The sequence below is a fragment of the Bradyrhizobium sp. HKCCYLS3013 genome, assembly GCF_051167615.1.
Classification (GTDB): Bacteria; Pseudomonadota; Alphaproteobacteria; order Rhizobiales; family Xanthobacteraceae; genus Bradyrhizobium.
Genome location: NZ_JBNPTK010000008.1, coordinates 134,205 through 156,453, shown reverse-complemented (window position 1 = coordinate 156,453; position 22,249 = coordinate 134,205). Strand labels below are relative to the sequence as shown.

19 protein-coding genes are annotated in these 22,249 nt (G+C 65.3%); 7 read left to right on the top strand and 12 right to left on the bottom strand.

Annotation, left to right across the window (positions count from 1 at the left end; genetic code table 11):
* Positions 1 to 341: 341 nt before the first annotated feature.
* The 4 genes from ACQR1F_RS16865 to ACQR1F_RS16850 form a co-directional block, all read right to left on the bottom strand.
* Positions 342 to 1,379: a sulfate/molybdate ABC transporter ATP-binding protein gene (locus tag ACQR1F_RS16865; RefSeq protein WP_315804739.1), complete on the bottom strand. Its 1,038-nt coding sequence runs from the start codon at positions 1,377 to 1,379 to the stop codon at positions 342 to 344.
* Positions 1,369 to 2,277 (bottom strand): sulfate ABC transporter permease subunit CysW, encoded by a 909-nt coding sequence (gene cysW / locus ACQR1F_RS16860; protein ID WP_315804738.1) that lies wholly within the window; start codon positions 2,275 to 2,277, stop codon positions 1,369 to 1,371. Before cysW ends, ACQR1F_RS16865 begins: the two co-directional genes overlap by 11 nt.
* Before the next feature lie 8 nt (positions 2,278 to 2,285).
* The gene (gene cysT, locus ACQR1F_RS16855; RefSeq protein ID WP_315804737.1) at positions 2,286 to 3,122 is read right to left on the bottom strand and encodes a sulfate ABC transporter permease subunit CysT; all 837 of its coding nucleotides are present in this window, start codon (positions 3,120 to 3,122) and stop codon (positions 2,286 to 2,288) included.
* Positions 3,123 to 3,341: 219 nt separating this feature from the next.
* Positions 3,342 to 4,331, bottom strand: a complete 990-nt coding sequence (locus ACQR1F_RS16850; protein ID WP_434838584.1) for a sulfate ABC transporter substrate-binding protein — start codon at positions 4,329 to 4,331, stop codon at positions 3,342 to 3,344.
* Between the two features lie 152 nt (positions 4,332 to 4,483).
* On the opposite strand from ACQR1F_RS16850, the gene ACQR1F_RS16845 reads away from it, so the two are divergent.
* The gene (locus tag ACQR1F_RS16845) at positions 4,484 to 5,221 is read left to right on the top strand and encodes a hypothetical protein (RefSeq protein ID WP_434838583.1); all 738 of its coding nucleotides are present in this window, start codon (positions 4,484 to 4,486) and stop codon (positions 5,219 to 5,221) included.
* Here ACQR1F_RS16845 and ACQR1F_RS16840 read toward each other — a convergent pair.
* Genes ACQR1F_RS16840 through cysG form a run of 5 tightly spaced genes read right to left on the bottom strand, consistent with a single transcriptional unit; the run spans position 5,218 to position 9,856 of the window.
* The gene (locus tag ACQR1F_RS16840; RefSeq protein WP_316238161.1) at positions 5,218 to 5,943 is read right to left on the bottom strand and encodes a phosphoadenylyl-sulfate reductase; all 726 of its coding nucleotides are present in this window, start codon (positions 5,941 to 5,943) and stop codon (positions 5,218 to 5,220) included. The two genes, ACQR1F_RS16845 and ACQR1F_RS16840, sit on opposite strands and share 4 nt — an antisense overlap.
* Complete coding sequence (locus ACQR1F_RS16835; protein WP_316177277.1) at positions 5,940 to 6,458, bottom strand: DUF934 domain-containing protein; 519 nt, start codon at positions 6,456 to 6,458, stop codon at positions 5,940 to 5,942. The genes ACQR1F_RS16840 and ACQR1F_RS16835 overlap by 4 nt, the downstream gene beginning before the upstream one ends.
* Positions 6,445 to 8,100 carry a nitrite/sulfite reductase gene (locus ACQR1F_RS16830; protein WP_434913486.1) on the bottom strand — a complete coding sequence of 552 codons (1,656 nt, stop codon included), beginning with the start codon at positions 8,098 to 8,100 and terminating at the stop codon, positions 6,445 to 6,447. The genes ACQR1F_RS16835 and ACQR1F_RS16830 overlap by 14 nt, the downstream gene beginning before the upstream one ends.
* A 10-nt stretch (positions 8,101 to 8,110) precedes the next feature.
* The gene (locus tag ACQR1F_RS16825) at positions 8,111 to 8,425 is read right to left on the bottom strand and encodes a DUF2849 domain-containing protein (RefSeq protein ID WP_434886766.1); all 315 of its coding nucleotides are present in this window, start codon (positions 8,423 to 8,425) and stop codon (positions 8,111 to 8,113) included.
* The gene (gene cysG / locus ACQR1F_RS16820; protein ID WP_316216481.1) at positions 8,426 to 9,856 is read right to left on the bottom strand and encodes a siroheme synthase CysG; all 1,431 of its coding nucleotides are present in this window, start codon (positions 9,854 to 9,856) and stop codon (positions 8,426 to 8,428) included.
* 234 nt (positions 9,857 to 10,090) lie between these two features.
* Between cysG and cysD the strand changes: the two genes are divergently transcribed.
* Together cysD and cysC are read left to right on the top strand one after the other, a co-directional pair.
* Positions 10,091 to 10,885, top strand: coding sequence for a sulfate adenylyltransferase subunit CysD (gene cysD, locus ACQR1F_RS16815; RefSeq protein ID WP_315804843.1), 795 nt, complete (start codon positions 10,091 to 10,093; stop codon positions 10,883 to 10,885).
* 15 nt (positions 10,886 to 10,900) lie between these two features.
* A complete protein-coding gene (cysC, locus tag ACQR1F_RS16810; protein WP_434913485.1) occupies positions 10,901 to 12,817 on the top strand; it encodes an adenylyl-sulfate kinase in 1,917 nt (638 codons plus the stop codon).
* Between the two features lie 27 nt (positions 12,818 to 12,844).
* Here the strand turns inward: cysC and ACQR1F_RS16805 are convergent, their stop codons facing one another.
* On the bottom strand, positions 12,845 to 13,828 hold the full coding sequence (locus ACQR1F_RS16805) for a cytochrome c peroxidase (RefSeq protein WP_434913484.1): 984 nt from the start codon (positions 13,826 to 13,828) through the stop codon (positions 12,845 to 12,847).
* Between the two features lie 371 nt (positions 13,829 to 14,199).
* Between ACQR1F_RS16805 and ACQR1F_RS16800 the strand changes: the two genes are divergently transcribed.
* Both ACQR1F_RS16800 and ACQR1F_RS16795 read left to right on the top strand, forming a co-directional pair.
* Positions 14,200 to 14,928, top strand: coding sequence for an MgtC/SapB family protein (locus ACQR1F_RS16800; protein WP_315804727.1), 729 nt, complete (start codon positions 14,200 to 14,202; stop codon positions 14,926 to 14,928).
* 230 nt (positions 14,929 to 15,158) lie between these two features.
* Positions 15,159 to 15,542, top strand: a complete 384-nt coding sequence (locus ACQR1F_RS16795; protein WP_316177267.1) for a DUF1493 family protein — start codon at positions 15,159 to 15,161, stop codon at positions 15,540 to 15,542.
* Between the two features lie 74 nt (positions 15,543 to 15,616).
* On the opposite strand, the gene ACQR1F_RS16790 is transcribed toward ACQR1F_RS16795, so the two are convergent.
* A complete protein-coding gene (locus ACQR1F_RS16790; protein WP_316177265.1) occupies positions 15,617 to 16,498 on the bottom strand; it encodes a hypothetical protein in 882 nt (293 codons plus the stop codon).
* A 1,091-nt stretch (positions 16,499 to 17,589) separates the two neighbouring features.
* Here ACQR1F_RS16790 and ACQR1F_RS16785 point away from each other — a divergent pair.
* Positions 17,590 to 19,752 carry a malate synthase G gene (locus ACQR1F_RS16785; protein WP_316177263.1) on the top strand — a complete coding sequence of 721 codons (2,163 nt, stop codon included), beginning with the start codon at positions 17,590 to 17,592 and terminating at the stop codon, positions 19,750 to 19,752.
* Positions 19,753 to 19,816: 64 nt separating this feature from the next.
* Here the strand turns inward: ACQR1F_RS16785 and ACQR1F_RS16780 are convergent, their stop codons facing one another.
* Positions 19,817 to 19,972: a Thivi_2564 family membrane protein gene (locus tag ACQR1F_RS16780; protein WP_315804721.1), complete on the bottom strand. Its 156-nt coding sequence runs from the start codon at positions 19,970 to 19,972 to the stop codon at positions 19,817 to 19,819.
* A gap of 175 nt (positions 19,973 to 20,147) precedes the next feature.
* Here ACQR1F_RS16780 and ACQR1F_RS16775 point away from each other — a divergent pair, with 175 nt between their 5' ends.
* Positions 20,148 to 22,241, top strand: coding sequence for a methyl-accepting chemotaxis protein (locus tag ACQR1F_RS16775; RefSeq protein ID WP_316177261.1), 2,094 nt, complete (start codon positions 20,148 to 20,150; stop codon positions 22,239 to 22,241).
* Positions 22,242 to 22,249 lie beyond the last annotated feature (8 nt).

Here is a 22,249-nt window from a genome sequence, read left to right as displayed (position 1 = left end):
TTGCGGCCATTCCGGCCGGTTACGGTTCGTTGACCATAAGAGCGGCGCGGTCAAGCCTGCCGGGTTTAGCCCTGCCAATCGTGTGACGAGCAAGGCGCCCCAAAGCCGGTGTCGTCCCGACCTCCGCGCCGGGACCCATAACCCCAGGGAGTGGTTCGAGGCAGGCGGGACGACCAGCCGTTTCTAGCCGCGACATCACCCGGTATGGGTCCCGGCGTTCGCCGGGACGACAGCGGAGGCTACGGCGCGCAGCTGCGCCAATTAGGACGTTGCCGGGCTTCCTGTTTGGCCGACTGTCTTGGACCAACTACCTATAGTCGGGGGCTGAGCTCAGCGTGTCGTCACCCGCCCGCAAAAATCCGATAGTGCCGTGGCTTCAATCCGACCCGTTCGCCGATGCGGAGGTCGCGGTCGCGTGGCGCGTCGATCTCGATGGTGGATCCCTCCGTCAGCGCGATCTCGGCGCGCTGCACCGGGCCGAAGCTGCGGACGTGGGTCACGGCACCATGCAGCGTGCCGCTGTCAGCCGGACCGATCAGCATGTCGTGACGACGCACGAACAGAGTGGACGCGCCCGCGGCATCGCCAGGCGCAGCAATGTCCAGCGGCCGTCCGTTCAGATGCACGGCGCCGCCGGTGATCTCCACCGGCAGCATGATCGACTCGCCGATGAAGCCGTGGACGAAGGCGGTCGCCGGCGCGTCATAGACGTCGCTCGGCGAGCCGACCTGCTCGATGCGGCCCTTGTCCATCACCACCACGCGGTGCGCGACCTCGAGCGCCTCCTCCTGGTCGTGGGTGACGAAGATCGAGGTGACGTTGATGGAGTGATGCAGGGTGCGCAGCCATTGCCGCAGCTCCTTGCGTACCTTGGCATCGAGCGCGCCGAACGGCTCGTCGAGCAGGAGGATGCGCGGCTCGATCGCGAGCGCGCGCGCCAATGCGATGCGCTGGCGCTGGCCGCCGGAGAGCTGGCTCGGATAGCGGTCGGCGAGCCAGTCGAGCTGGACGAGATCGAGCAGCTCCTTCACGCGCGCGCGGATCTCGGCCTCGCTCTTGCGGATGCGGCGCGGCTGCACGCGCAGGCCGAAGGCGACGTTCTCGAACACGTTCATGTGCCGGAACAGCGCGTAGTGCTGAAACACGAAGCCGACGTGGCGCTCGCGCGCGCCGCGATCGAGCGCGCTCTCTCCGTCGAACAGGATCTCGCCGGAGTCGGGCCATTCCAGCCCCGCGATGATGCGCAGCAGGGTCGTCTTGCCCGATCCGGACGGTCCGAGCAGCGCCAGCAATTCGCCGTCAGCGACCTTGAGATCGACGCCGTCGAGCGCCTTGAAGGTGCCGAACGTCTTGACGACACCCCTGACTTCAATGGTCACGCGGACCTCCCTCATCGAGTTGCCGTTCGAGGACGGTTTTGACGACCAGCGTGATCAGCGCGAGCATCGCCAGCAGCGAGGCGATCGCGAACGAGGCGACCATCTGGTATTCGTTGTAGAGGATCTCGACCAGCAGCGGCATCGTGTTGGTCTCGCCGCGGATGTGGCCGGACACGACCGAGACGGCGCCGAACTCGCCCATCGCACGTGCGTTGCAGAGAAGCACGCCGTACAGCACGCCCCATTTGATGTTCGGTAAGGTGACGCGGAAGAAGGTCTGCAGGCCGGACGCGCCGAGCGAGACCGCCGCCTCCTCTTCCTGCGTGCCCTGCTCCTGCATCAGCGGAATCAGCGCGCGAGCGACGAACGGGAACGTCACGAACACGGTCGCGAGCGCGATGCCGGGAAAGGCGAACAGGATCTGCAGGCCATGGCGCTGCATCCATGGACCGAAGAAACCCTGCGCGCCGAACAACAGCACGAACACGAGGCCCGAGATCACCGGGCTCACCGAGAACGGCAGATCGATCAGGGTGATCAGGAACGTCTTGCCCGGGAAGTCGAACTTGGCGATCGCCCAGGCGGCGCACAGGCCGAACACGAGATTGGTCCCGACCGAGACCAGCGCCACCAGCAGGGTGAGGCGGATCGCGTCCCACGCCTCGGCATCGGCGAGCGCGCTGAAATAGGCCGCGATGCCCTTGCCGAACGCTTCCACGAACACGACGATCAGCGGCAGCACCACGAACACCGACAGGAACGCCAATGCCAGCGTCGTGATGACGATGCGGACCAGGCGCGGCTCGGTACGCGGATCGGGTCGGCCGGCCTGCGCGACGCGCCGGCTGGTCGCGGACGATGCCACGGACGGCGCCTGCAGGGTCATCTCCACGCTCATGTCGGGTCCTAGTTCAAGGGCGCCCGGCTCTGCGCCCAGCGCTGCAACCGGTTCACGGCAAAGATGATCAGGAACGCCACGACGAGCATCACCACCGCGATCGCGGTGGCATCGGCGTAGCGGAATTCGGACAGCCGGATCACGATCAGCAGCGGCGCGATCTCGGAGACGTTCGGCAGATTGCCGGCGATGAAGATCACCGATCCGTACTCGCCGACCGCGCGCGCAAAGGCGAGTGCGAAGCCAGTGAGCAGCGCCGGCGTCAAGCTCGGCAGGATCACGCGGGCCACGATCTGCCAGCGCCCGGCGCCGAGGCTCGCCGCCGCCTCCTCGATCTCCGGATCAAGATCGATCAGCACCGGCTGCACGGTGCGGACGACAAAGGGGATGCCGATGAAGATCATCGCAACGAAGATGCCGAGCGGCGTGAACGCCACCTTGATGCCCATTGCGGCGAGCGGCGCGCCGAGCCAGCCCTTCTGGGTGAACAGCGCCGTCAGCGCCACGCCCGCCACAGCGGTCGGCAGCGCAAAGGGAACGTCGACGATCGCGTCGAACAGGCGGCGCCCCGGAAAGCGGTAGCGCACCAGCGCCCACACGACGATGGTGCCCATCACCAGGTTCACGCAGGCCGCGGCGAAGGCGAGTCCGAACGAGATCTTGAGCGCGCTCAAGGTGCGCCGGCTGGTGACGATGCCCCAGAACTGGTCGAGGCTGAGATCAGTCGAGCGGACGAACAGTCCCGCCAGAGGAATCAGAACGATCAGCGACAGCCAGGTCAGCGTCAGTCCCATGGTGAGACCAAAGCCCGGCAAGGTGCTGCGGCGTGGTGCAAGTACGTTCAAAAAAAGGCCTGGTCCGTTGATGATCAGTGTCGATGGCTCGAGTCGATGGTGGTGTCCGCCCGCGGCCCCCCGTCTCGTCTTGTCGATCGAGACCGGGGACAGCGTCTCACGCGCAATGTCGCAGATTGCCGCAACACCAGCTTACTGCCTTCGTTTTTTCTGCCTTGCCGTCGAGGCCGTAGCAGACCGGCGGTCACCAACTCGTTCCTTATGATTCGATCAATTCTTGTAGATTTGATCGAAGATCCCGCCTTCCGCAAAGTGTTCCTTCTGAGCCTTGGTCCAGCCGCCGAACACCTCGTCGATGGTGAACAGCTCGACCTTGGCAAAGTCAGCCTCATGCTTCTTCGCGACCTCAGGATCGCGCGGACGGTAGGAGTTGCGTGCGGCAATTTCCTGACCTTCCTTTGTATACCAGTATTTCAGGTAGGATTCAGCCACACTTCGCGTGCCCTTCTTGTCGGCCACCGAGTCGACCACCGCAACTGGCGGTTCGGCCAGGATGGAGAGCTGCGGCGCGACGATCTCGAACTTGTCCTTGCCGAACTCACGCAGGGCCAGATGCGCCTCGTTCTCCCAGGCGAGCAGAACGTCGCCGACCCCGCGCTCCACGAAGGTCACGGTGGCGCCGCGGGCGCCGGTATCGAGCACAGGGACGTGCTGATAGAGGTCGCCGACGAACTGCTTGGCCTTGTCGGCCGAGCCGAACTTCTTCAGCGCATAGCCCCAGGCGGCCAGGTAGTTCCAGCGCGCGCCGCCGGACGTCTTCGGATTGGGCGTGATGACGTCGACGCCCTTCTTGAGCAGATCGTCCCAGTCCTTGATGCCCTTGGGATTGCCTTTGCGCACCAGGAAAACGATGGTCGAGGTGTAGGGCGATGCATTCTGCGGCAGCCGCTTCTGCCACTCCTTGTCGAGCAGCCCCCTGCCGGCGATCGCGTCGATGTCATAGGCAAGCGCCAGAGTCACGACATCGGCCTGCAGCCCGTCGATGACGCTGCGGGCCTGCGCGCCGGAGCCGCCATGCGACTGCTTGACCTCGACGCTCTTGCCGGTCTCCTTCTGGTAGGCGGCCGAAAATGCCTTGTTGAACTCGACATAGAGCTCACGGGTCGGGTCGTAGGAGACGTTGAGCAGGGTGATGTCGGCCGCATAGGCCGAGCCTGCCCATGCCAGTCCCGCGACCACAGCCAGAACACGCCGCATCATTCGAGCACTCCATTTCCAGGCCCCGCGATGTTGCAGGCGCGCACGCCAGATCGCCGGATGTGCACGTCAGAGTCAACGAAAGCGGATTTTCTTGTTTCCGGCAGGACATGGGCATTTTGCTATGAAGCGCCGCGCAACGGGATTGGCATTCTTTGCCGCGACACATTGCCGTCATCGGCGCGCTGGTGACCACGATAGGGCGCGATCTCGAAAAGATTGCAACAGGGCGAGGCTTGACATTGTTCACTTTATGTTCGCAAAATAGCCGGCAACCTCAGCAGGAGAACAGAGCGGTGGCAACGAGGGACGTGATCGACGGGAGCGCACTCGCACGCTGGCTGAAGCTGGCCATCATGACAATCGTGTTGCCCGCTTTCCCCGCTCTGCTGGTGATGTCCACGGTCGCCCGGGCCGACGATCGGACCGGCTTCCGGGTCGGCGAGATCGACGGCGGCCCGGTTGCCCGGATCGACGTTCGGCTAAAGACGAAGAAATATCCGGGAATGCTGCGCTGCCTCGATCAATCCATAGCGCTCTATATCGTCGACCGCGATGGTGCTGTCCCTCCGCCTCTCCGCAATCTCAAGGACAGGCCCGCGGAATTGCAGGATGCCAAGCAGCGCACGCTGAAAGCGTCTGCGACCTATCTGCCCGGCAAGACGGAGAAGGACGGCGTCATGCTGTTCAAGGTTGAGGGGCTTAAGGCCTCGTCTTTCGCAGGCACCGGATTGATGCTCTGGGATCTCGCGCCGCCTGACTCTGCAGATCTCAGCGCGACCGCCGACAAGATCATATGGGCGGACACTGTGACCAACTTCACCTTTGTGATCCGGGCCGACAACGGCGAACAAGTGTTACCGACGGTCCTGAAATCCTGTGGTGTCTCTTAGCTCGACGACGTCACCACCGTGTGGATGCCGCATTCCGTCTTGCCGCGGCCCCGCCAGCGTCCGGCGCGGTCGTCCTCGCCGGTGTCGGAGCGGCTGGTGCAGGGCATGCAGCCGATCGAACGGAAGCCGGCGGCCATGAGCGGATGCTGCGGCAGGTTCGCGGAGCGATAGATGTCCGCGATGTCTTCGCGGGTGACATTGGCGAACGGGTTGAACTTCGCCCGGGCGCCGTCCTGCTCGACGACTTGAATCGCGGCACGCAGGCCGCCCTGGAAACGCTTGCGGCCATTGATCCAGCCGGTGAACGGCGCCAGCGCGCGCGCCAGCGGCTCGACTTTGCGGATCCGGCAGCAGGCGTCGGGGTCGGAGAACCACAGCTCGTTGTCGGCGTCCTCGCGCTTCAGTGCTGCGGCATCCGGCTTGATCGAGCGCACGTCGCGCAGGCCGAGGAGCTCGATCAGCTGGTCGCGATAGGCGAGCGTCTCTGCGAACATGTGCCCGGTGTCGAGGAAGATCACCGGAATCGCCGGATCGACATCGGCCGTGACCTTCAGCAGCGCCGCCGACTCCGTGCCGAACGACGACACCACGGCGAGCCGCTCGCGCCCGATCGCCCCGAGAGCGGCAGCAATGATCTCCTGCGGCGCAGCGGTGCGCAACGCGGCGTCGAGCGCCGCGACTGGGATCTCCGCAACGGAAGGCGATGCAGCCAGCGTGCTCACAGCCCGGCACTCTCCGAATGGCGCAGTTGCAGGCGCTGATGCAGCGCGGAGATCCGGCCGTCGCCGGCCGGCTGGTAGAACACCGAATAGCGCTTCACGGTCTCGGTGAAGGCCTCGGCGTCGGCCTGCTTCTTGACCTCGAAGGCGTCGAAGCCGGCGCGCAGCATGAACACGAACTGGTCGCGCAGCACCTGGCCCGTCGCGCGCAGCTCGCCGCGATAGCCATAGCGCTCGCGCAGCAGGCGCGCCTGGGTATAGGCGCGGCCGTCGCGGAAGCTCGGAAACACCAGCGCGACCAGCGCAAGGCGATCGAGGTATGGCACGAGATCGTCGACATCGCGATTGTTCGGCCAGATCACGCCGAGCTTGCCGGGGGCGCGGCTGACCAGCGCGTCGGGGCCGGCGAGGAAGCGCGTCTCCGGGACGAGGATCGCACCCTCTGCCGGCAGCTCGGCATCGTCGGTGATGCGGACGAACGCGTCCGCGATGATGTGTCCGCCCTTAACGAGTGGCATAAACCCGCTCCCTGAATGGTTCGACCCCGAGCCGCTTCACCGTGTCGACGAACAGCTCCTCAGGGTGCGCGCGCAGCGCAAGATAGGCTTCGACGATGTCCTCGACGACATCGGCCACTTCGGCATAGGGCACCGCGGGTCCGATCAGGGTGCCGAGCGCGGCGCCCTCGTCGGCACGGCCGCCGATCGTGATCTGATAGAATTCCTCGTTGTTCTTCTCGACGCCGAGGATGCCGATATGGCCGACATGGTGGTGGCCGCAGGCATTGATGCAGCCGGAGATGTTGATGTGCAGCCGGCCGATCAGGTTCGCCGTGTCGTGGTTGGCGAAGCGCCGCGTGATCTCCTGCGCGATCGGAATCGAGCGGGCGTTCGCCAGCGAGCAGTAGTCGAGCCCAGGGCAAGCGATGATGTCGGAGACGAGATTGACGTTGGGGATGGCGAGCCCGATCGCCTCGAGCGCCTTCCACACCGCCGGCAGATCACGCTTGCGGACATGCGGCAGCGCCAGGTTCTGCTCATGCCCGACGCGGATCTCGCCGAACGAGTATTTGTCGGCGATGTCGGCCAGCGCATCCATCTGGTCGGCGGTCGCATCGCCCGGCGGCTTGCCGATCGGCTTCAGCGACACGGTGACGATCGCATAACCCTGCACCTTGTGCGGGGCCACCGAGTTCTTGCGCCAGGCCTCGAACTTCTGATCATGCGCGGCCTGCTTGAGCTCGTCCGGCATTGCTGGCTGCGTCTCATAGGTCGGATAGAAGAAGCGCGAGCGGATGTCCTCGACGATGCCGTCGTCCAGCTTGAGCACGCCGTCACGGATCTGCTGCCACTCCTCCTCGACCTCGGCCGCGAACTTCTCGATGCCGAGCTCATGGACCAGGATCTTGATGCGCGCCTTGTAGATGTTGTCGCGGCGGCCGTACTGGTTGTAGACGCGCAGGATCGCCTCGACATAGCTCAGGATGTCATGGCCGTGCACGAACGGCTTGACCGTCTTGGCGATGAAGGGCGAGCGTCCCAGGCCGCCGCCGACCAGCACCTCGAAGCCGGTCTCGCCCTGCTCGTTCTTCTTGAGACGAAGACCGATGTCGTGGATCTTGATCGCGGCGCGGTCGTGCTCGGACGCCGTGATCGCGATCTTGAACTTGCGCGGCAGGAATGAGAATTCCGGATGAAGCGTCGTGAACTGGCGCAGCAGCTCGGCCCAGATCCTGGGATCCTCGATCTCGCCCGGCGCGACGCCGGCCCATTGGTCGGAGGTCACGTTGCGCATGTTGTTGCCGGAGGTCTGCATCGACTGGATGCCCACTTCCGCCAGATCGGCCATCGCATCCGGCAGCTCGGCGAGCTTGATCCAGTTGAACTGGATGTTCTGCCGCGTCGTGAAGTGGCCATAGCCGCGATCGTAGCGCCGCGCGACATGCGCCAGCCTGCGCAGCTGGTTCGACGCCAGCGTGCCATAGGGGATGGCGACACGGTACATGTAGGCGTGCAGCTGCAGATAGACGCCGTTCTGCAGCCGCAGCATCTTGAACTCGTCCTCGGACAATTCGCCCGAGAGGCGCCGCTTCACCTGGTCGCGGAATTCGGCGACGCGCTCGTTGACCAAAGTGCGGTCGATTTCGTCATAAGCATACATGACAGGGCCTTCAGGCTTGAGCCGGGAGCGCGATGGAGGCGCCCGTCAGCCGGATGTGTTCGCGCATGTTGCCGGGCTTGACCGAACCGTCGGCGCTCACCTCGACCGGGGCGATGTAGGGACCGATCGCACCGAGATCGTCGGCCACCGCCTCGGTCAGCAGGGCGCGCGCCTCGTCGGCGGTGCGCACGATGGCCGCATCGGAGAGCTCATCCGACCAGCTCTTGGCGCCGGTGCGGTAGATCACCGCGCCGTCCCAGGTCCGGTTCGCGGTGATGATCGAGGGACCGGCGATCTTGATCTTCTGTTGCAGCGGGGAGGTCATTCAGACGGGTTCCAGGAGTTGTGCGATCACGCCACTGAGAGTCTGCTGACGCCACGGCGCGGAGTGCGCCACGACGTCGCCGATGATGAGGATGGCCGGGCCGCCATCGATTTGGCCGACGAGATCCGGCAACTGATCGAGCGTGCCGACCGCGGCCTGCGCATCCGGCCGTGTCACCTTGGCGAACACGCCGACCGGCGTCTGCGGCGAGCGGCCGGCGGCGAGGAGCCCTGCCCGCACCGCCGGCGCCGCGGTCATGCCCATGTAGACGACGACGGTCATCTTGGTGTCGGTCAGCGCCGACCAGTCGACCGCCTCGGCATCGCGCTCCTTGTGCGCGGTGAGGAAGGTGATGCGCAGCGCTTTGCTGCGGAAGGTCAAGGGCACCTCGAACTGCGCGGCGGCGCCGAGGCCGGCGGTGATGCCGGGCACGATGGTGTAGGACACGCCCGCCTTGCGCAGCGCGTCGACCTCCTCGCCGCCACGGCCGAACACGAAGCAATCGCCGCCCTTCAGCCGGACCGCGCGCTTGCCCTCGCGCGCCGCCTCGATCAAGAGCTTGTTGACGGCATCCTGGCCGATGCCGGGCTTGCCGACCCTGCGGCCGACCGGCACGCGCGAAGCATCGCGGCGAATGCGGTCGAGAATCTCGGGTGTGACGAGCTCGTCGTAGTACACGACGTCGGCGTCCTGCAGCGCCCGCAGCGCCTTGATGGTCAGAAGATCGGGATCGCCCGGACCGGCGCCGACCAGGGTCACATGCCCGTTGCTGCGGCCGGCATGATCGGCGCCCGCAAAAGCACTGGGATCGGCAATGCCGTGCAGCGCCGCCTCGGCCTCCTGCTTGCGCCCCGCCAGCACCAGCGCGCCGATCGGGCCGTCGACGATGCGCTCCCAGAAGCGGCGGCGCAGCGGCATCTCCGCAATCAGCGGATTGATGGTCTTGCGGAAGTCGCCGATGAAGCCCGCGAGCTCGCCGATCCGCGCCGGCAGCAGCGCCTCGATGCGCTCGCGCACGCGGCGTGCCACGACGGGCGACGAGCCGCCGGTGCCGATCGCCACGACGACATCGCCGCGATCGACGATCGCCGGAAAGATGAAGCTGGAATGCGCGAGGTCGTCCATCACGTTGACGGGCAGACCGACGCTGCGTGCCCGCGCCGACATCGCCACGCCGATGTCGCCGGCGCCTGCGCACAGCACGGCGATGACGCCAGTGAGATCGGCGCTCAGCGGGTCGCCTTCGGCGCGCTCGATCTGGCCGTGCTCATCGCGGAGACCCGCGAGATCGAAGTCGCCGTCGGTGGCGAACCAACGAATCCGCGCGCCCGCGGACAGCAACACGCGAAGCTTGGCGCGCACGAGCTCGCCCGCGCCGATCAGCAGCACGGGGCCGGTCTTCAGGTCGAGAAACACCGGCAGATATTGCATTGCGTTCTTCAGCTTCGGCACTTCGGGGTTGACTGGAATTATTTTCTATATAAGTGTCTCGCCTACGACGTAAAGAGAAAATTATTCCTTGGCTTCGCCATAGAATTTTCTCCCAGGCAGGCGATGGCTGATAGCATGCACATTCTCACCAACGACGTTTCCAGAGATCGGTTGCCCTCCTCCGAGATCGAGCAAGCATCTTCCATGCCGCGCGTCCTCAACGCCGCGCCGACGATGGACCATCTCGATGAGCTGGAGGCGCAGAGCATCTACATCCTTCGCGAGGCCTTTGCACGGCTGAAGAAGCTGGCGCTGCTGTGGTCGCTGGGAAAAGATTCCAACGTGATGATCTGGCTGGCCCGCAAGGCGTTCTTCGGCCGCGTGCCGTTTCCGGCCATGCATGTCGATACGGCCAAGAAGTTTCCGGAGATGTACGCCTTCCGCGACACCTACGCGAAGGAATGGGGCCTGGACCTGAAGATCGAGCCGTGCCCGCCGATCGATGCCGTCGATCCGACCTTGCCGCCCGCGGCGCGCTCGGCTGCGCGCAAGACCGAAGGCCTGAAGATGGCGCTCGCCAAGCACGGCTTCGATGGCCTGATCGCCGGCATCCGCCGTGACGAAGAGGCGACGCGCGCCAAGGAGCGCGTGTTCTCGCCGCGCGGCGCCGAGGGCCATTGGGACGTGCGCGACCAGCCGCCGGAATTCTGGGATCATTTCAACGCCTCGCCGCCGCAGGGCGCTCACTTGCGCATCCATCCGATCCTGCATTGGACCGAGGCCGACATCTGGGCCTACACGGCGCGGGAGAACATCCCGATCATCCCGCTGTACCTCTCGAAGAACGGCAAGCGCTATCGCTCGCTCGGCGACCAGGACATCACCTTCCCCGTCGCGTCCACCGCCTCGAACATCCCCGAGATTCTCGCCGAGCTCGAAAGCACCAAGGTGCCCGAGCGTGCCGGACGCGCGCTCGACCACGAGACCGAGGACGCCTTCGAGCGGCTGCGCGTCGCCGGCTATCTGTGAGCGGAGCCTGAGGCAATGAACATGAGAGTCCCGGCCGCCGCTCCCGCCACGCCGAACGGCACCACCCGTCCCCAGGTCCGCATCGTGATCGTCGGCCATGTCGATCACGGCAAGTCGACCCTGGTCGGACGCCTGCTGCACGAGACCGGCAGCCTGCCCGAGGGCAAGCTCGAAATGCTGCAGGCCGTCTCGGCCCGCCGCGGCATGCCGTTCGAATGGTCGTTCCTGCTCGACGCGCTGCAGACCGAGCGCGACCAGGGCATCACCATCGACACCACGCAGATCCGCTTCCGCACCAATGCGCGCGAGGTCGTGCTGATCGACGCGCCCGGCCACGCCGAATTCCTGCGCAACATGATCACCGGCGCCTCGCAGGCCGACGGCGCGGTCCTGATCATCGACGCGCTCGAGGGCGTGCGCGACCAGACCCGCCGCCACGGCTATCTCCTGCATCTGCTCGGCGTGAAGCAGGTGGCGGTCGTCGTCAACAAGATGGACCGCGTCGATTTCGGCGAGGACCGCTTCGATGCGATCAAAGCCGAGATCTCGGCGCATCTCGAAGGCCTCGGCGTCAAGCCGGTCGCCGTGATCCCGATTTCCGCGCGCGACGGTGATGGCGTCGCCGCGCTAACGTCGCGGATCGGCTGGTACGACGGCCCGACCGTGGTCGAGGCGCTCGATGGGCTGGAGCCGGCCAAGCCGCTGTCGAGCCTGCCGCTGCGCCTGCCGGTGCAGGCGATCTACAAGTTCGACGATCGCCGCATCGTCGCCGGCCGCGTCGAGGCCGGGGAATTGCGCGCCGGCGACGAGATCGTGATCATGCCGGCCGGCAAGATCGCCAAGATCAAGACCGTCGAGGGCTGGCCGCAGACCCCCGTGACCACGCCGCAAGGCGCAGGCCGCTCGGTCGGCATCACCCTCGACCGCGAGCTGTTCATCGAGCGCGGCGACGTCATCGCCCATGTCGGCCGCGAGCCGCAGGCGGCGCGCCGGCTGCACGCCCGCATCTTCTGGCTGCACGACCAGCCGCTCGCCAAGGGCGACAACATCCTGGTCCGGCTCGGCACCCGCGAGGCGCGCGGCAGCGTGGTCGCGATCGAGAAAGCCGTCGATCCGGGCTCGCTGTCCAACGAGCAGAACGCGTCGATCGCGCGCAACCATGTCGGCGAGATCGAGATCGCGCTGACCCAGCCGGTCGCCGTCGATCCCTACACCGAGAATGCGCGCACCGGCCGCCTCGTCATCGAGGTGCAGGGCCGCATCGCCGGCGGCGGACTGGTGCTGTCGATCGCAGCCGGCAAGCGCGCCGCGCCGGTCGACATCATGCCGGTAGAATCGGCCCTGCAGCCGCAGGAGCGCGCCGACCGCTATCGCCACAAGGGCGCGGTGGTCTGGATGACCGGCCTGCCCGGCGCCGGCAAGTCGACCTTGGCGCGTGCGCTGGAGCGGCGGCTGTTCAGCCGCGGCGGCGCGCCCGTGCTGCTCGACGGCGACACCGTGCGCGCCGGCCTCAACAAGGATCTCGGCTTCACGCCGGAGGACCGCGCCGAGAACATCCGCCGCCTCGCCGAGGTCGCGACCCATCTCGCCCGCAACGGCCACATCGCGATCGTCGCCGCGGTGTCGCCGGCGCGCGAGGACCGCGCGGCTGCGCGCCGCGTGGCCGGCGACCTGTTCCGTGAGGTCTACGTCGCCACCGCCGCCGAGATCTGCGAGAGCCGCGACCCCAAGGGCCACTACGCCAAGGCCCGCGCCGGCGCCTTGCAGAACTTCACCGGCATCGGCACCGACTACGAGCCGCCGCTCGATGCGGAGCTCGTCATCGACACCGCGACGCGCGGGATCGCCGATGCGACCGACGAGCTCGAGGCGCTGCTGTCGCGAACGGGAGTGCTGTTCGACGACATCGCCGATCTCGGCGCCAACATCTAAGAGCTCATGCCGCCTGTGTCCGGCGCGTCAGAGCGCGCCGACATAGGCGGTGAGATCGTCGAGTTCGGCCTCGGTCGGCAGCCGTGTCTCCATCTTCTTGGCATAGAACTCCCACATCAGCTTGACGGCGTCGCGCAGCGAAGCCGTGCGGCCGTCGTGGAAATACGGCGCGGTCGATGCGGCCGCATGCAGGGTCGCCACCTTGAACTTGCCGCCGGTGCCGATGTCGTCCTTGCTCTTCTTGTCGAAGCTCGGCAGCTGGTGACAGGTGCCGCAGCCGCCGTCGCCGATATAGAGCTCATAGCCGCGCCTGACGGCCGCGCTGGCATCCTCCCGCGGCGTGCCGTCCTCCTTGACCTGCCAGTTGGCCGGATAGTTCAGCGTGCGCACATAGGCGACCAGCGCCGCCAGGGTCTCCGGCGACGGCTCCGGCCCCTTCATGCGGTTGACGATGATGCCGCGGATGCTGTCCTCCAGCGTCGGCGCCTGGCCGGCCCAGCCGAACACCGCACGCTCGCCGACGCCCCACAGCGTCGGCGTATTGCGGCCGTTGGGATCGCCGTCGGCGACCACGTCGAGGCCGACATAGGTCTTGTTGTTGGTGTGCCCGGTCGAGAAGTGACAGGTGGCGCAGGATGCCTTGCCGCCGCCGGAGAGGCTTGCGTCGTTGAACAGCTCCAGCCCCTTGGCGGCGAGCTCCACTTCGGAGAGCTGCGCGGGTGCCGCCACGGCCGCACCGACCGTAGTGGGCGAGGCCACCGGCTCCTCGGTCACGACAGGTGCTGAGGCCTTCGGCCTCCTCTTCGCCGCGGCCTGGCGGAGTCTCGGCCTGTACTCGGGCACGGCCGGGTGCGCGGATTTCGGCTTCAGCGCCGACGCGAGCATTTGCAGCAAGGTCGGCTTTTCCGGAGCCGCCGCAAGGTATGGCGCCGTCGACATGTCGGCGGCGAGGGCGGGCACGGCGAGCAGACCGAGGCACAGGACGATCGACCGCAGCCCAGTGAACGACATGATGCGTCTCCCCACACCCCGCTAGATGCAATTAGTTATCGATAGCCTTTACGTCCGAAGTGGGACTGTGCGGGGGCAATGAATCGGCGCAGGCGGGATCGAGCGACAACATCGCGCCCGCCTGCGAGCGCCTCGCCGAGGTGCCGTCCGCAGCGCGGCCACGAGTCGGCCTCGTGACATGACGCGCGACATCGGCGCACAGCGATCGCCGCAGCCAAGCGTGGTCACATCCTGCCCGAAGAACTACGGAGGAGTGCGCTGGTTCGCTCTTGGACGCCAGCCTGGCCATCGGGCCGCCGGACGATCTGCAAGCAGAAATTAGCACTTCATCCGCACAGTTCACGGCACGCGCAGCAACGCTGTCGAGGCGCATGATGGAGCATCTGGCGGCCTATTGGTCGAGGGCGGAGCTGGAGACGAACGGAATTCTGCTGCTGCACCTGATGGGTGCTGCGGCCGTCGGCCTGTTGCTGGGCTACGAGCGCACCTATCACGGACGGGCGGCCGGCATGCGGACCTATGCGCTGGTCTGCGTCGCATCGACCTTGCTGACGGCGATCAACGGTTTTCCCGGCAGCTGGTATGGCGGCATCGCGGTGTCGCCGACCGTGTCCGATCCGACACGCGTGATCCAGGGCCTGATGACCGGCATCGGCTTCCTCGGCGCTGGCGTCATCATCAAGGACGGCTTCACCATCCGCGGCGTGTCGACCGCCGCCTCGATCTGGATGACGTCGGCGATCGGCATCATTATCGGCATCGGCCTCTACGGCACCGCGCTGTGCGCTACGGCCTTGTCTCTGGCCGCGATGACCCTGCTCGGCGCGGTCGAGCAATGGCTGCCGCACCAGACCACGCTGTCGCTGTCGGTCGTCTATCGCCATGGCCTGCAGCCGAGCGAGGCCGAATTGCGCGAATGCATGCGGGCTTATGGCTTCGACGTGCTGGACTGGTGCTACGAATACAGCGAGACGAAGCGTCAATTCCATTTCGAGCTGGTGCTGCAGGCCGCCGGCCGGTTCGAAACCGCGCAGATGGCGCGCGACCTGTCGGGCGCGGAAGACGTCGTCGAATTCCGGCTGGCGCCGTCGCGGGCGTGAGGGCGAAGCGGTACCGTGTCACTTATTTGATGAGCACGTGCATATCGCAGCTCGCGCTGCGCACGCCACGGAATGACGGCGGAGAGAGGTGCCGTAGGGCGGGCAAAGCGACGCCGAAAGGCGGCGCGTGCCCACCGTCTCACACCGAGCAGACAAATGGTGGGCACGCCGCTTCCGCGCGATGCGCGGGCGCGTCTTTGCCCACCCGACAGACTTGCCAATCGTGCCACGTGACCGATATTTCGGCGATGCCGCTCACGACAGATCCACTTCATCAGGCTGTGCTGGACTTCGTCGCCAAGGAGACGATGACGCCCAAACGGCTCACCGACGAGACCGACATCGCCGGAGACCTCGGCGTCGACGGCGACGATGCGCGCGAATTCATGGGCGCGTTTGATCGCGCATTCGACATCGACATGCCCGGCTTCGCTTTCGACCGTCATTTTGGACCGGAAGGCCTGTCCTTGATCGGGCTCGTCCGGACTATTCTTCGCTTGCGCCGTCCCCGCCGGCCGCTGACGATCACAACGCTGGTCGACGCCGCGCGACAGAAGCGTTGGCCAATCCACGCGGCCAACCCTATGGCGACTGCAGACGTCGAAGTAAGTTGAGCGCCCGCTTGTCTAAACAGCGTGATGGCCGGGGCTCCCCCGCCAGCGAGCGACATTGACCCGCCATCAATCGGCTATTGACGCGCCTGGTCGGATTTCAATTCTCTAAGCACGTCCATCAGTCTCTTAGGAACGAAGGTATTTCGCCATTTGCGATGAACCTCAAACGCGCTGATGCACTCCCTCGCAGAACCTTGCAGGGCAAGCCCGATCAATTGAGGATTATCAATGTTGTTCTTCTGCAGCACCCCGAGAGCTAGAACATACTGATTTAGACACGAGATTATATCAGGCACCCCTGTCTTTCCAATAATCCTGGCTATTTCCTCCGAATAGGCTTCACCTTCCTTCATAACGTCAGCAAGCGGGTTCATTGCGGCCTGAAACCTGTCTCTAAGCTCTACTAAAGACGAGACGGAAGCATCGAGTCCATCCCGCTTGATCTTATCAACCCAAGATGTCCGCTGAAACAAGTACAGCGGCGGCATCGGCGGCAGCAGCGCTTGCGGAGCCTCGATTTTGTAGAATGCTTCACCAAATTCACGCAGCCTCTTCGTCAATCCGGTTAGCTCATCTAGTTCTACGTGACTTAGCTTTCTTCGCAAGACAGGCCCAGGATCATAGACACCACCATTCGGATCAGCGGCCGCTTCGTCAACAACAATCGACGGGGCTCTACTGCTCTTTTCATCCGCCCCGCGAATCAGGGGAGAATGATTCCCATTTCGCAAACCCAGACCATACGTGGCAGCGCCAAATGAAAGGACTGCAACCGAAAGCATAGTCAATATGAAATACCAAGACTCCATTCCCGGCCTTCCCTCTGCGCGTCGACGACGAAGCCAAACGGAGACGAAAACGATCGCTGCGAGCGCACCAAATAGGACGGCGGTCGAAAAATTGTCGCTCGTGGCGTAGTTGGTAGCTGCGTTAACCAGCAGATTGAAGAGCCACATGCCGAAGCCCATACTAGCTCCTGCCTATAGAATAAAATCTAGAAACCAGATGGCTAGCTCGACCGTACAGAGAGATAGCCACAACTTGCCTAACTAGCAACTAGAGGTGCAGATTTATCCTGTTTCAAAGCCTTCGAACACTCCAGCGAAGCGATAGCCCCCATTCCCTTGCCATCGTCCCTACGGCAAAATTGATCCGTTTCAAAAGGCAAAATTCATCAATCCGATCCACCTGATTTGCCTGTCCAGTCCTCGCCAGAAAAATATTCCGCTTTCATTTTTTCCGAAATCATGTTTCTATCTCCGCATCCCGTCCCACACGAGGGACAGTTCGCGACCGTCACGGACGTCGGGTGCGGGATGCGGTGGGCGTCTTGGGCTGCGGCGTGAGCGATCATGCTGGCGGACAGTTCCGAGGCGCACGGCCAAGCCGTGGGGTCCTGGCATCCCGACGCTGATGCCACGTCTGCGACAGCGCCAACGCGCTGCGCGGGCAACGGTGACCAGAAAGCCCGGCGCACCGGGGAGACCACGGAGCAACCGTAAATCCATCGCGCAGGGAAGGCCGGATGTCCGGCTCGTACCTGTGGTGACTGCCGCCTGCATTTTTTTCTGCAGGCGGGCCATGGGTGCAGCCTGCACCCGGCCTTCCCTGCGCCTCTCGTTAGCAGAGGCGTTCAACTGGCAAAGCTCGGACGCCAACAGGCGCCGCGAGAACGTTGGCGACTGTTCGCAAGCGCACGATCCAAATGAGCAGCGAGATGCAACCTCAGGCGTCGTTGCGAGCGAAGCGAAGCAATCCAGACCATCTCCGCAGCGACAGTCTGGATTGCGTCGTCGCTTCGCTCCTCGCAACGACGGCGGAGGCCGGAGCAAATGCCGCGGACTTCCGCAACACCGGATCGACAGGATCGGCCCCTCGCGCCCGATCTCGGAACCGACGCCCTCCCCCGACCAACTGCGATACCCCTCCCCCCTTTCGTGACCTCCGCTTTGGCGCTAAATGCACTGCACACGCCGCCTTCGAGGCGGCCATTCAGCATGCCCAATTCGCGCGCAACGTCGCCCTTTTTCGAGAGAAACGTCTCATCATGACCCGTATCGACGCCCATGGACTGAAGATCGCCCCCGTTCTGTTCGACTTCATCGCCAAGGAGGCCGCGCCGAAGACCGGGATCGATCCGGACGCGTTCTGGGCCGGCCTTGCCGCGATCCTGCGCGATCTCGGCCCCCGGAATCGCGAGCTGCTCGCCTTCCGCGACGCCCTGCAGGACAAGATCGACGCCTGGCACCTCGCCAACAAGGGCAAGGCCTTCGACCTCGGCGCCTACACGGCGTTTTTGCAGGAGATCGGCTACCTCCTGCCGGAGCCGGCGACCCACAAGGTCGAGACCGCCAATATCGACGAGGAGATCGGCAAGATCTGCGGACCGCAGCTGGTGGTGCCGCTCACCAACGCCCGCTATGCGCTGAACGCGGCGAATGCGCGCTGGGGCTCGCTGTACGACGCCTTCTACGGCACCGACGCCATCCCGCATGACCCGAGCGAAGCGGGCAAGGGCTACAACAAGGCCCGCGGCGACAAGGTGATCGCCAAGGCCAAGGCCTTCCTCGATACGGCCGCGCCGCTCGCCACCGGCAGCCACACCGACGTCACCGCCTACAGCGTCATTGCCGGCCAGCTCTCGGCCAAGCTGAAGAGCGGCAACGCCACCGCGCTGAAGGACGCCGCGCAGTTCGCCGGCTATCAGGGCTCGGCGGAGACGCCGTCCGTGATCCTGCTCGCCAACAACGGCCTGCACGTCGAGGTCGTGATCGACCGCAGCCATGTCATCGGCAAGGACGATCCGGCCGGCGTCTCCGACATGATCCTGGAAGCCGCGGTCTCGACCATCCTCGACATGGAGGATTCCGTCGCCGCCGTCGACGCCGAGGACAAGGTGCTGGTCTACCGCAACACGCTCGGCCTGATGAACGGCACGCTGTCGGCCGATTTCGAGAAGGGTGGCAAGACGCTGACGCGCGCCCTGAACAGCGACCGCAGCTACACCACGCCGGCCGGCGGCACGCTCACCCTGCACGGCCGCAGCCTGCTGCTGATCCGCAATTGCGGGCACCACATGTTCACCGACGCCGTGCTCGACTCCGAGGGCAAGGAGGTGCCGGAGGGCATTCTCGACGCCGCCGTCACCGGCCTGCTGGCGATCCACGACCTCAAGGGCAACTCCAAGGTCAAGAACAGCCGCACCGGCTCGATCTATATCGTCAAGCCGAAGATGCACGGCCCGGACGAGGTCGCGCTCACGGTCGAGCTGTTCGCGCGCGTCGAGACAATGCTCGGCCTGCCGGAGAACAGCATGAAGGTCGGCATCATGGACGAGGAGCGCCGGACCACGGTCAACCTCAAGGCCTGCATCCAGCAGGCGTCGAAGCGCATCGTGTTCATCAACACCGGCTTCCTCGATCGCACCGGCGACGAGATCCATACCTCGATGGAAGCGGGTCCGATGATCCGCAAGAACGAGATGAAGGCGCAGCCCTGGATCAAGGCCTATGAGGACTGGAACGTCGACATGGGCCTGATCGACGGTCTCCCCGGCCACGCCCAGATCGGCAAGGGCATGTGGGCCGCGCCGGACAAGATGGCGGACATGCTGGCGCAGAAGATCGGCCATCCGCAGGCGGGCGCCACCACCGCCTGGGTGCCGTCGCCGACCGCGGCGACCCTGCACGCCCTGCACTATCACCAGGTCAACGTGCACGCCCGCCAGGCCGAGCTCGCCAAGGGTGGCCCGCGCGCCAAGCTCGGCGACATCCTCACCATCCCTGTGTCGAACTCGAACTGGGCGCCGGACGACGTCCGCCAGGAGATCGACAACAACTGCCAGGGCATTCTCGGCTACGTCGTGCGCTGGATCGACCAGGGCGTCGGCTGCTCCAAGGTTCCGGATATCCATGACGTCGGCCTGATGGAGGACCGTGCGACGTTGCGCATCTCCAGCCAGCATCTCGCCAACTGGCTGCACCATGGCGTGGTCAGCAAGGACCAGGTGATGGACTCGCTGAAGCGCATGGCCGTCGTGGTCGACAAGCAGAATGCCGGCGATGCGCTCTATCAGCCGATGGCGCCGTCGTTCGACGGCGTGGCGTTCAAGGCGGCCTGCGACCTCGTGTTCGAAGGCCGCACCCAGCCGAACGGCTACACCGAATACATTCTCACGGCGCGGCGCCGCGAAGCGAAGGCAAACGCCTGATGCGAAAAGCCCCGGCCATCCGCCGGGGCTTTTTTTGATCAGTCGGAGGTAACATGATGCCGGATCATATCACCGCAATGAAGCGGAGCAGCGAGATCACGCCGAGCACGATGACGATCACGCGGCAGATCTGCTTGGCGCGGCCATCGATCGGCAGCAGGTTGATCAAATAGAGAATGAGGATGACGACGAGAAAGGTGACGAGTGCACTGATCAGCATGAAGAGCCCCTTGGCGAGAAAGATGCGCTGGCGTTGGTCAGCTAACCCGCTCGCGGGCTGGTAGTTCCGCACCCGGAACCGTGGGCGCCCTGGGCCGCCTCCGTAGTTCCACGGAGCCACCCCTCATCCAGATTTTTACCGGTTTGCGGTCGAATGCGGTGAATCGGAGATCAACATGCTGAACCGACTGACCATTTCCACGACGTTGAAGGCCATCATCCTGGTGACGGCATGCCTGTTTGTCGGCCTGTTCGCCTCGCGGGCCTATTATTCGTGGCAGCAGCTCAAGCTCACCGCCCGCATCACCTCGATCGTCGATGCCTCCGAAAGCATGTTCAAGGCGATGGACAAGCTGCGGGCCGACCGCTCCACCTCGAACCGCATGGTGACCGTGGACGAGAAGGTCGAACCGGAGACCGAGCGGTACGTCCGCGGCCTGCGTGACGTTGCCATGCCGTCCATGGGCCGGGCGCTCGGCATCCTTCCGGGCATCGCGTTTGCCGACAAGGCGGCGCTGCTCTCGCAATTCCAGCAATTGCTGGCGACGCTGAGCGATCAGCAGAAGGAATTCTGGCTGGAGGTCGCCAAGCCGAAGGCGTCGCGCCGATTGGCGCTCGGCAAGGAATACATGCAGACCGAGGACAGGCTGCTGGAGACGCTGGAGAAGATCCAGGCCATTCTCGCAGCCGAGGTCAACCACGCGGACCCGACCATCGATCAACTGCTGCAGATCAAGCAGATCGCATGGCTGCTGCGCAACACCGCCGGCGACGCCTCCTTCCTGGTTTCGAACGGGCTCGCCGCAGGCAAGATCACGCCCGAGGCGCGGCTGAACTATACCAAGGCGGTCGGCGGCGCCGAGGCCGCATGGAAGGCGCTCGAACTGGCGACCACCGGCGCAAAATGGCCGACCGCGATGACGGCGGCGCTGGAGGCCACGCGCAAGGCCTATTTCGACGCGGAATACACCGCGTTGAGGGATCGCCTCGTCAACGCGGTCGCGAGCGGCGAGACGCCGGAGATGGTCGCCAACAAATGGAGCCCGTTCACGGTCGGGCGCCTCAATGCCGCGGTTGCGGTCGCCGAGACCGCGCTTGAAACCGCAAGGACCTATATCGAGGAGCAGCATGCGGCCGCCATGCGGACCCTCGGCATCGAACTCTGCCTCCTCATCGCGGCGACCGGGATCGGCGGCGCCGCGCTGATGCTGGTGAGCCGCCGGGTGATCCAGCCGCTCAACAGAATGCGCGATGCCATGCTGGCGGTTGCGGGCGGCGACCTCAGCGTCGAGACGGGCTACATGCAGCGCCAGGACGAGATCGGTGCACTGGCGGGCGCGCTCGAGACGTTCAAGCAGCAGGCCAAGGACAAGCTCGCGATCGAAGCCCAGGAGCGCCAACGCAACGAAACGACGGTTGCGCGCCAGCGGGCGATCGAAAGCTATGTGAGCGAGTTCGAGGGGCTGGTGCGCGATTCGCTCGAGCAGCTTGGCCGCGCCTCCACCGACATGCAGGCGACGTCCGCCGGCCTGACCAACGTATCGCGGCAGACCAACGCCCGCGCCGAGGAGGCCTCGAAGGCCTCCAGCGATGCCTCGATGAGCGTGCAGACGGTGGCCTCCGCCGCGGAGGAATTGAACGCCTCGATCGCCGACATCAGCAAGCAGGCGTCGCATGCGGCCGGGATCGCCAGCCGCGCGGTGGAGCAGGCCCGCATGACCGACGGCACCGTGCAGGGGCTGGCGCAGTCGGCAAACCGGATCGGCGAGGTGGTCGGGCTGATCAACAGCATCGCCTCGCAGACCAATCTGCTGGCGCTGAACGCCACCATCGAGGCGGCGCGCGCCGGCGAGGCCGGCAAGGGTTTCGCCGTCGTCGCCTCCGAGGTGAAGACGCTGGCGAGCCAGACCGCAAAGGCGACCGACGATATCTCCGAGCAGATCGCCGACATCCAGCGTGTCGCCAATGACGCGATCGACGCGATCAAGCGCATCGGCGGCATCATCGGCGAGGTCAACGAGGTGGCGACCGCGATCGCCGCGGCGGTGCAGGAGCAAGGGGCGGCGACGCAGGAAATCTCGCGCAGCACCCAGTTCGCGGCCGACGGCACCAAGCACGTCTCCGACAACATCACCGGCGTGAAGTCGGACGCCGATGCGGCTGCGGCGGCCGCCGACAACGTGCGCAATGCCTCAGAGACGCTGGAGAGCCAGAGCAGGAACCTCGGTCATCAGGTCACGGACTTCCTCGGCAAGATCCGCGCGGCCTGACGGCCTCG

Bases quoted from the DNA above. Each gene is read 5' to 3' on its own strand.
- ACQR1F_RS16850 (WP_434838584.1), bottom strand. From the start codon at position 4,331: ATGATGCGGCGTGTTCTGGCTGTGGTCGCGGGACTGGCATGGGCAGGC.
- ACQR1F_RS16790 (WP_316177265.1), bottom strand. From the start codon at position 16,498: ATGTGGCTCTTCAATCTGCTGGTTAACGCAGCTACCAACTACGCCACG.
- ACQR1F_RS16825 (WP_434886766.1), bottom strand. From the start codon at position 8,425: ATGACCTCCCCGCTGCAACAGAAGATCAAGATCGCCGGTCCCTCGATC.
- ACQR1F_RS16800 (WP_315804727.1), top strand. From the start codon at position 14,200: ATGATGGAGCATCTGGCGGCCTATTGGTCGAGGGCGGAGCTGGAGACG.
- ACQR1F_RS16785 (WP_316177263.1), top strand. From the start codon at position 17,590: ATGACCCGTATCGACGCCCATGGACTGAAGATCGCCCCCGTTCTGTTC.
- ACQR1F_RS16830 (WP_434913486.1), bottom strand. From the start codon at position 8,100: ATGTATGCTTATGACGAAATCGACCGCACTTTGGTCAACGAGCGCGTC.
- cysC (WP_434913485.1), top strand. From the start codon at position 10,901: ATGAACATGAGAGTCCCGGCCGCCGCTCCCGCCACGCCGAACGGCACC.
- cysD (WP_315804843.1), top strand. From the start codon at position 10,091: ATGGACCATCTCGATGAGCTGGAGGCGCAGAGCATCTACATCCTTCGC.
- ACQR1F_RS16780 (WP_315804721.1), bottom strand. From the start codon at position 19,972: ATGCTGATCAGTGCACTCGTCACCTTTCTCGTCGTCATCCTCATTCTC.
- ACQR1F_RS16775 (WP_316177261.1), top strand. From the start codon at position 20,148: ATGCTGAACCGACTGACCATTTCCACGACGTTGAAGGCCATCATCCTG.
- ACQR1F_RS16805 (WP_434913484.1), bottom strand. From the start codon at position 13,828: ATGTCGTTCACTGGGCTGCGGTCGATCGTCCTGTGCCTCGGTCTGCTC.
- cysG (WP_316216481.1), bottom strand. From the start codon at position 9,856: ATGCAATATCTGCCGGTGTTTCTCGACCTGAAGACCGGCCCCGTGCTG.
- cysW (WP_315804738.1), bottom strand. From the start codon at position 2,277: ATGAGCGTGGAGATGACCCTGCAGGCGCCGTCCGTGGCATCGTCCGCG.
- ACQR1F_RS16835 (WP_316177277.1), bottom strand. From the start codon at position 6,458: ATGCCACTCGTTAAGGGCGGACACATCATCGCGGACGCGTTCGTCCGC.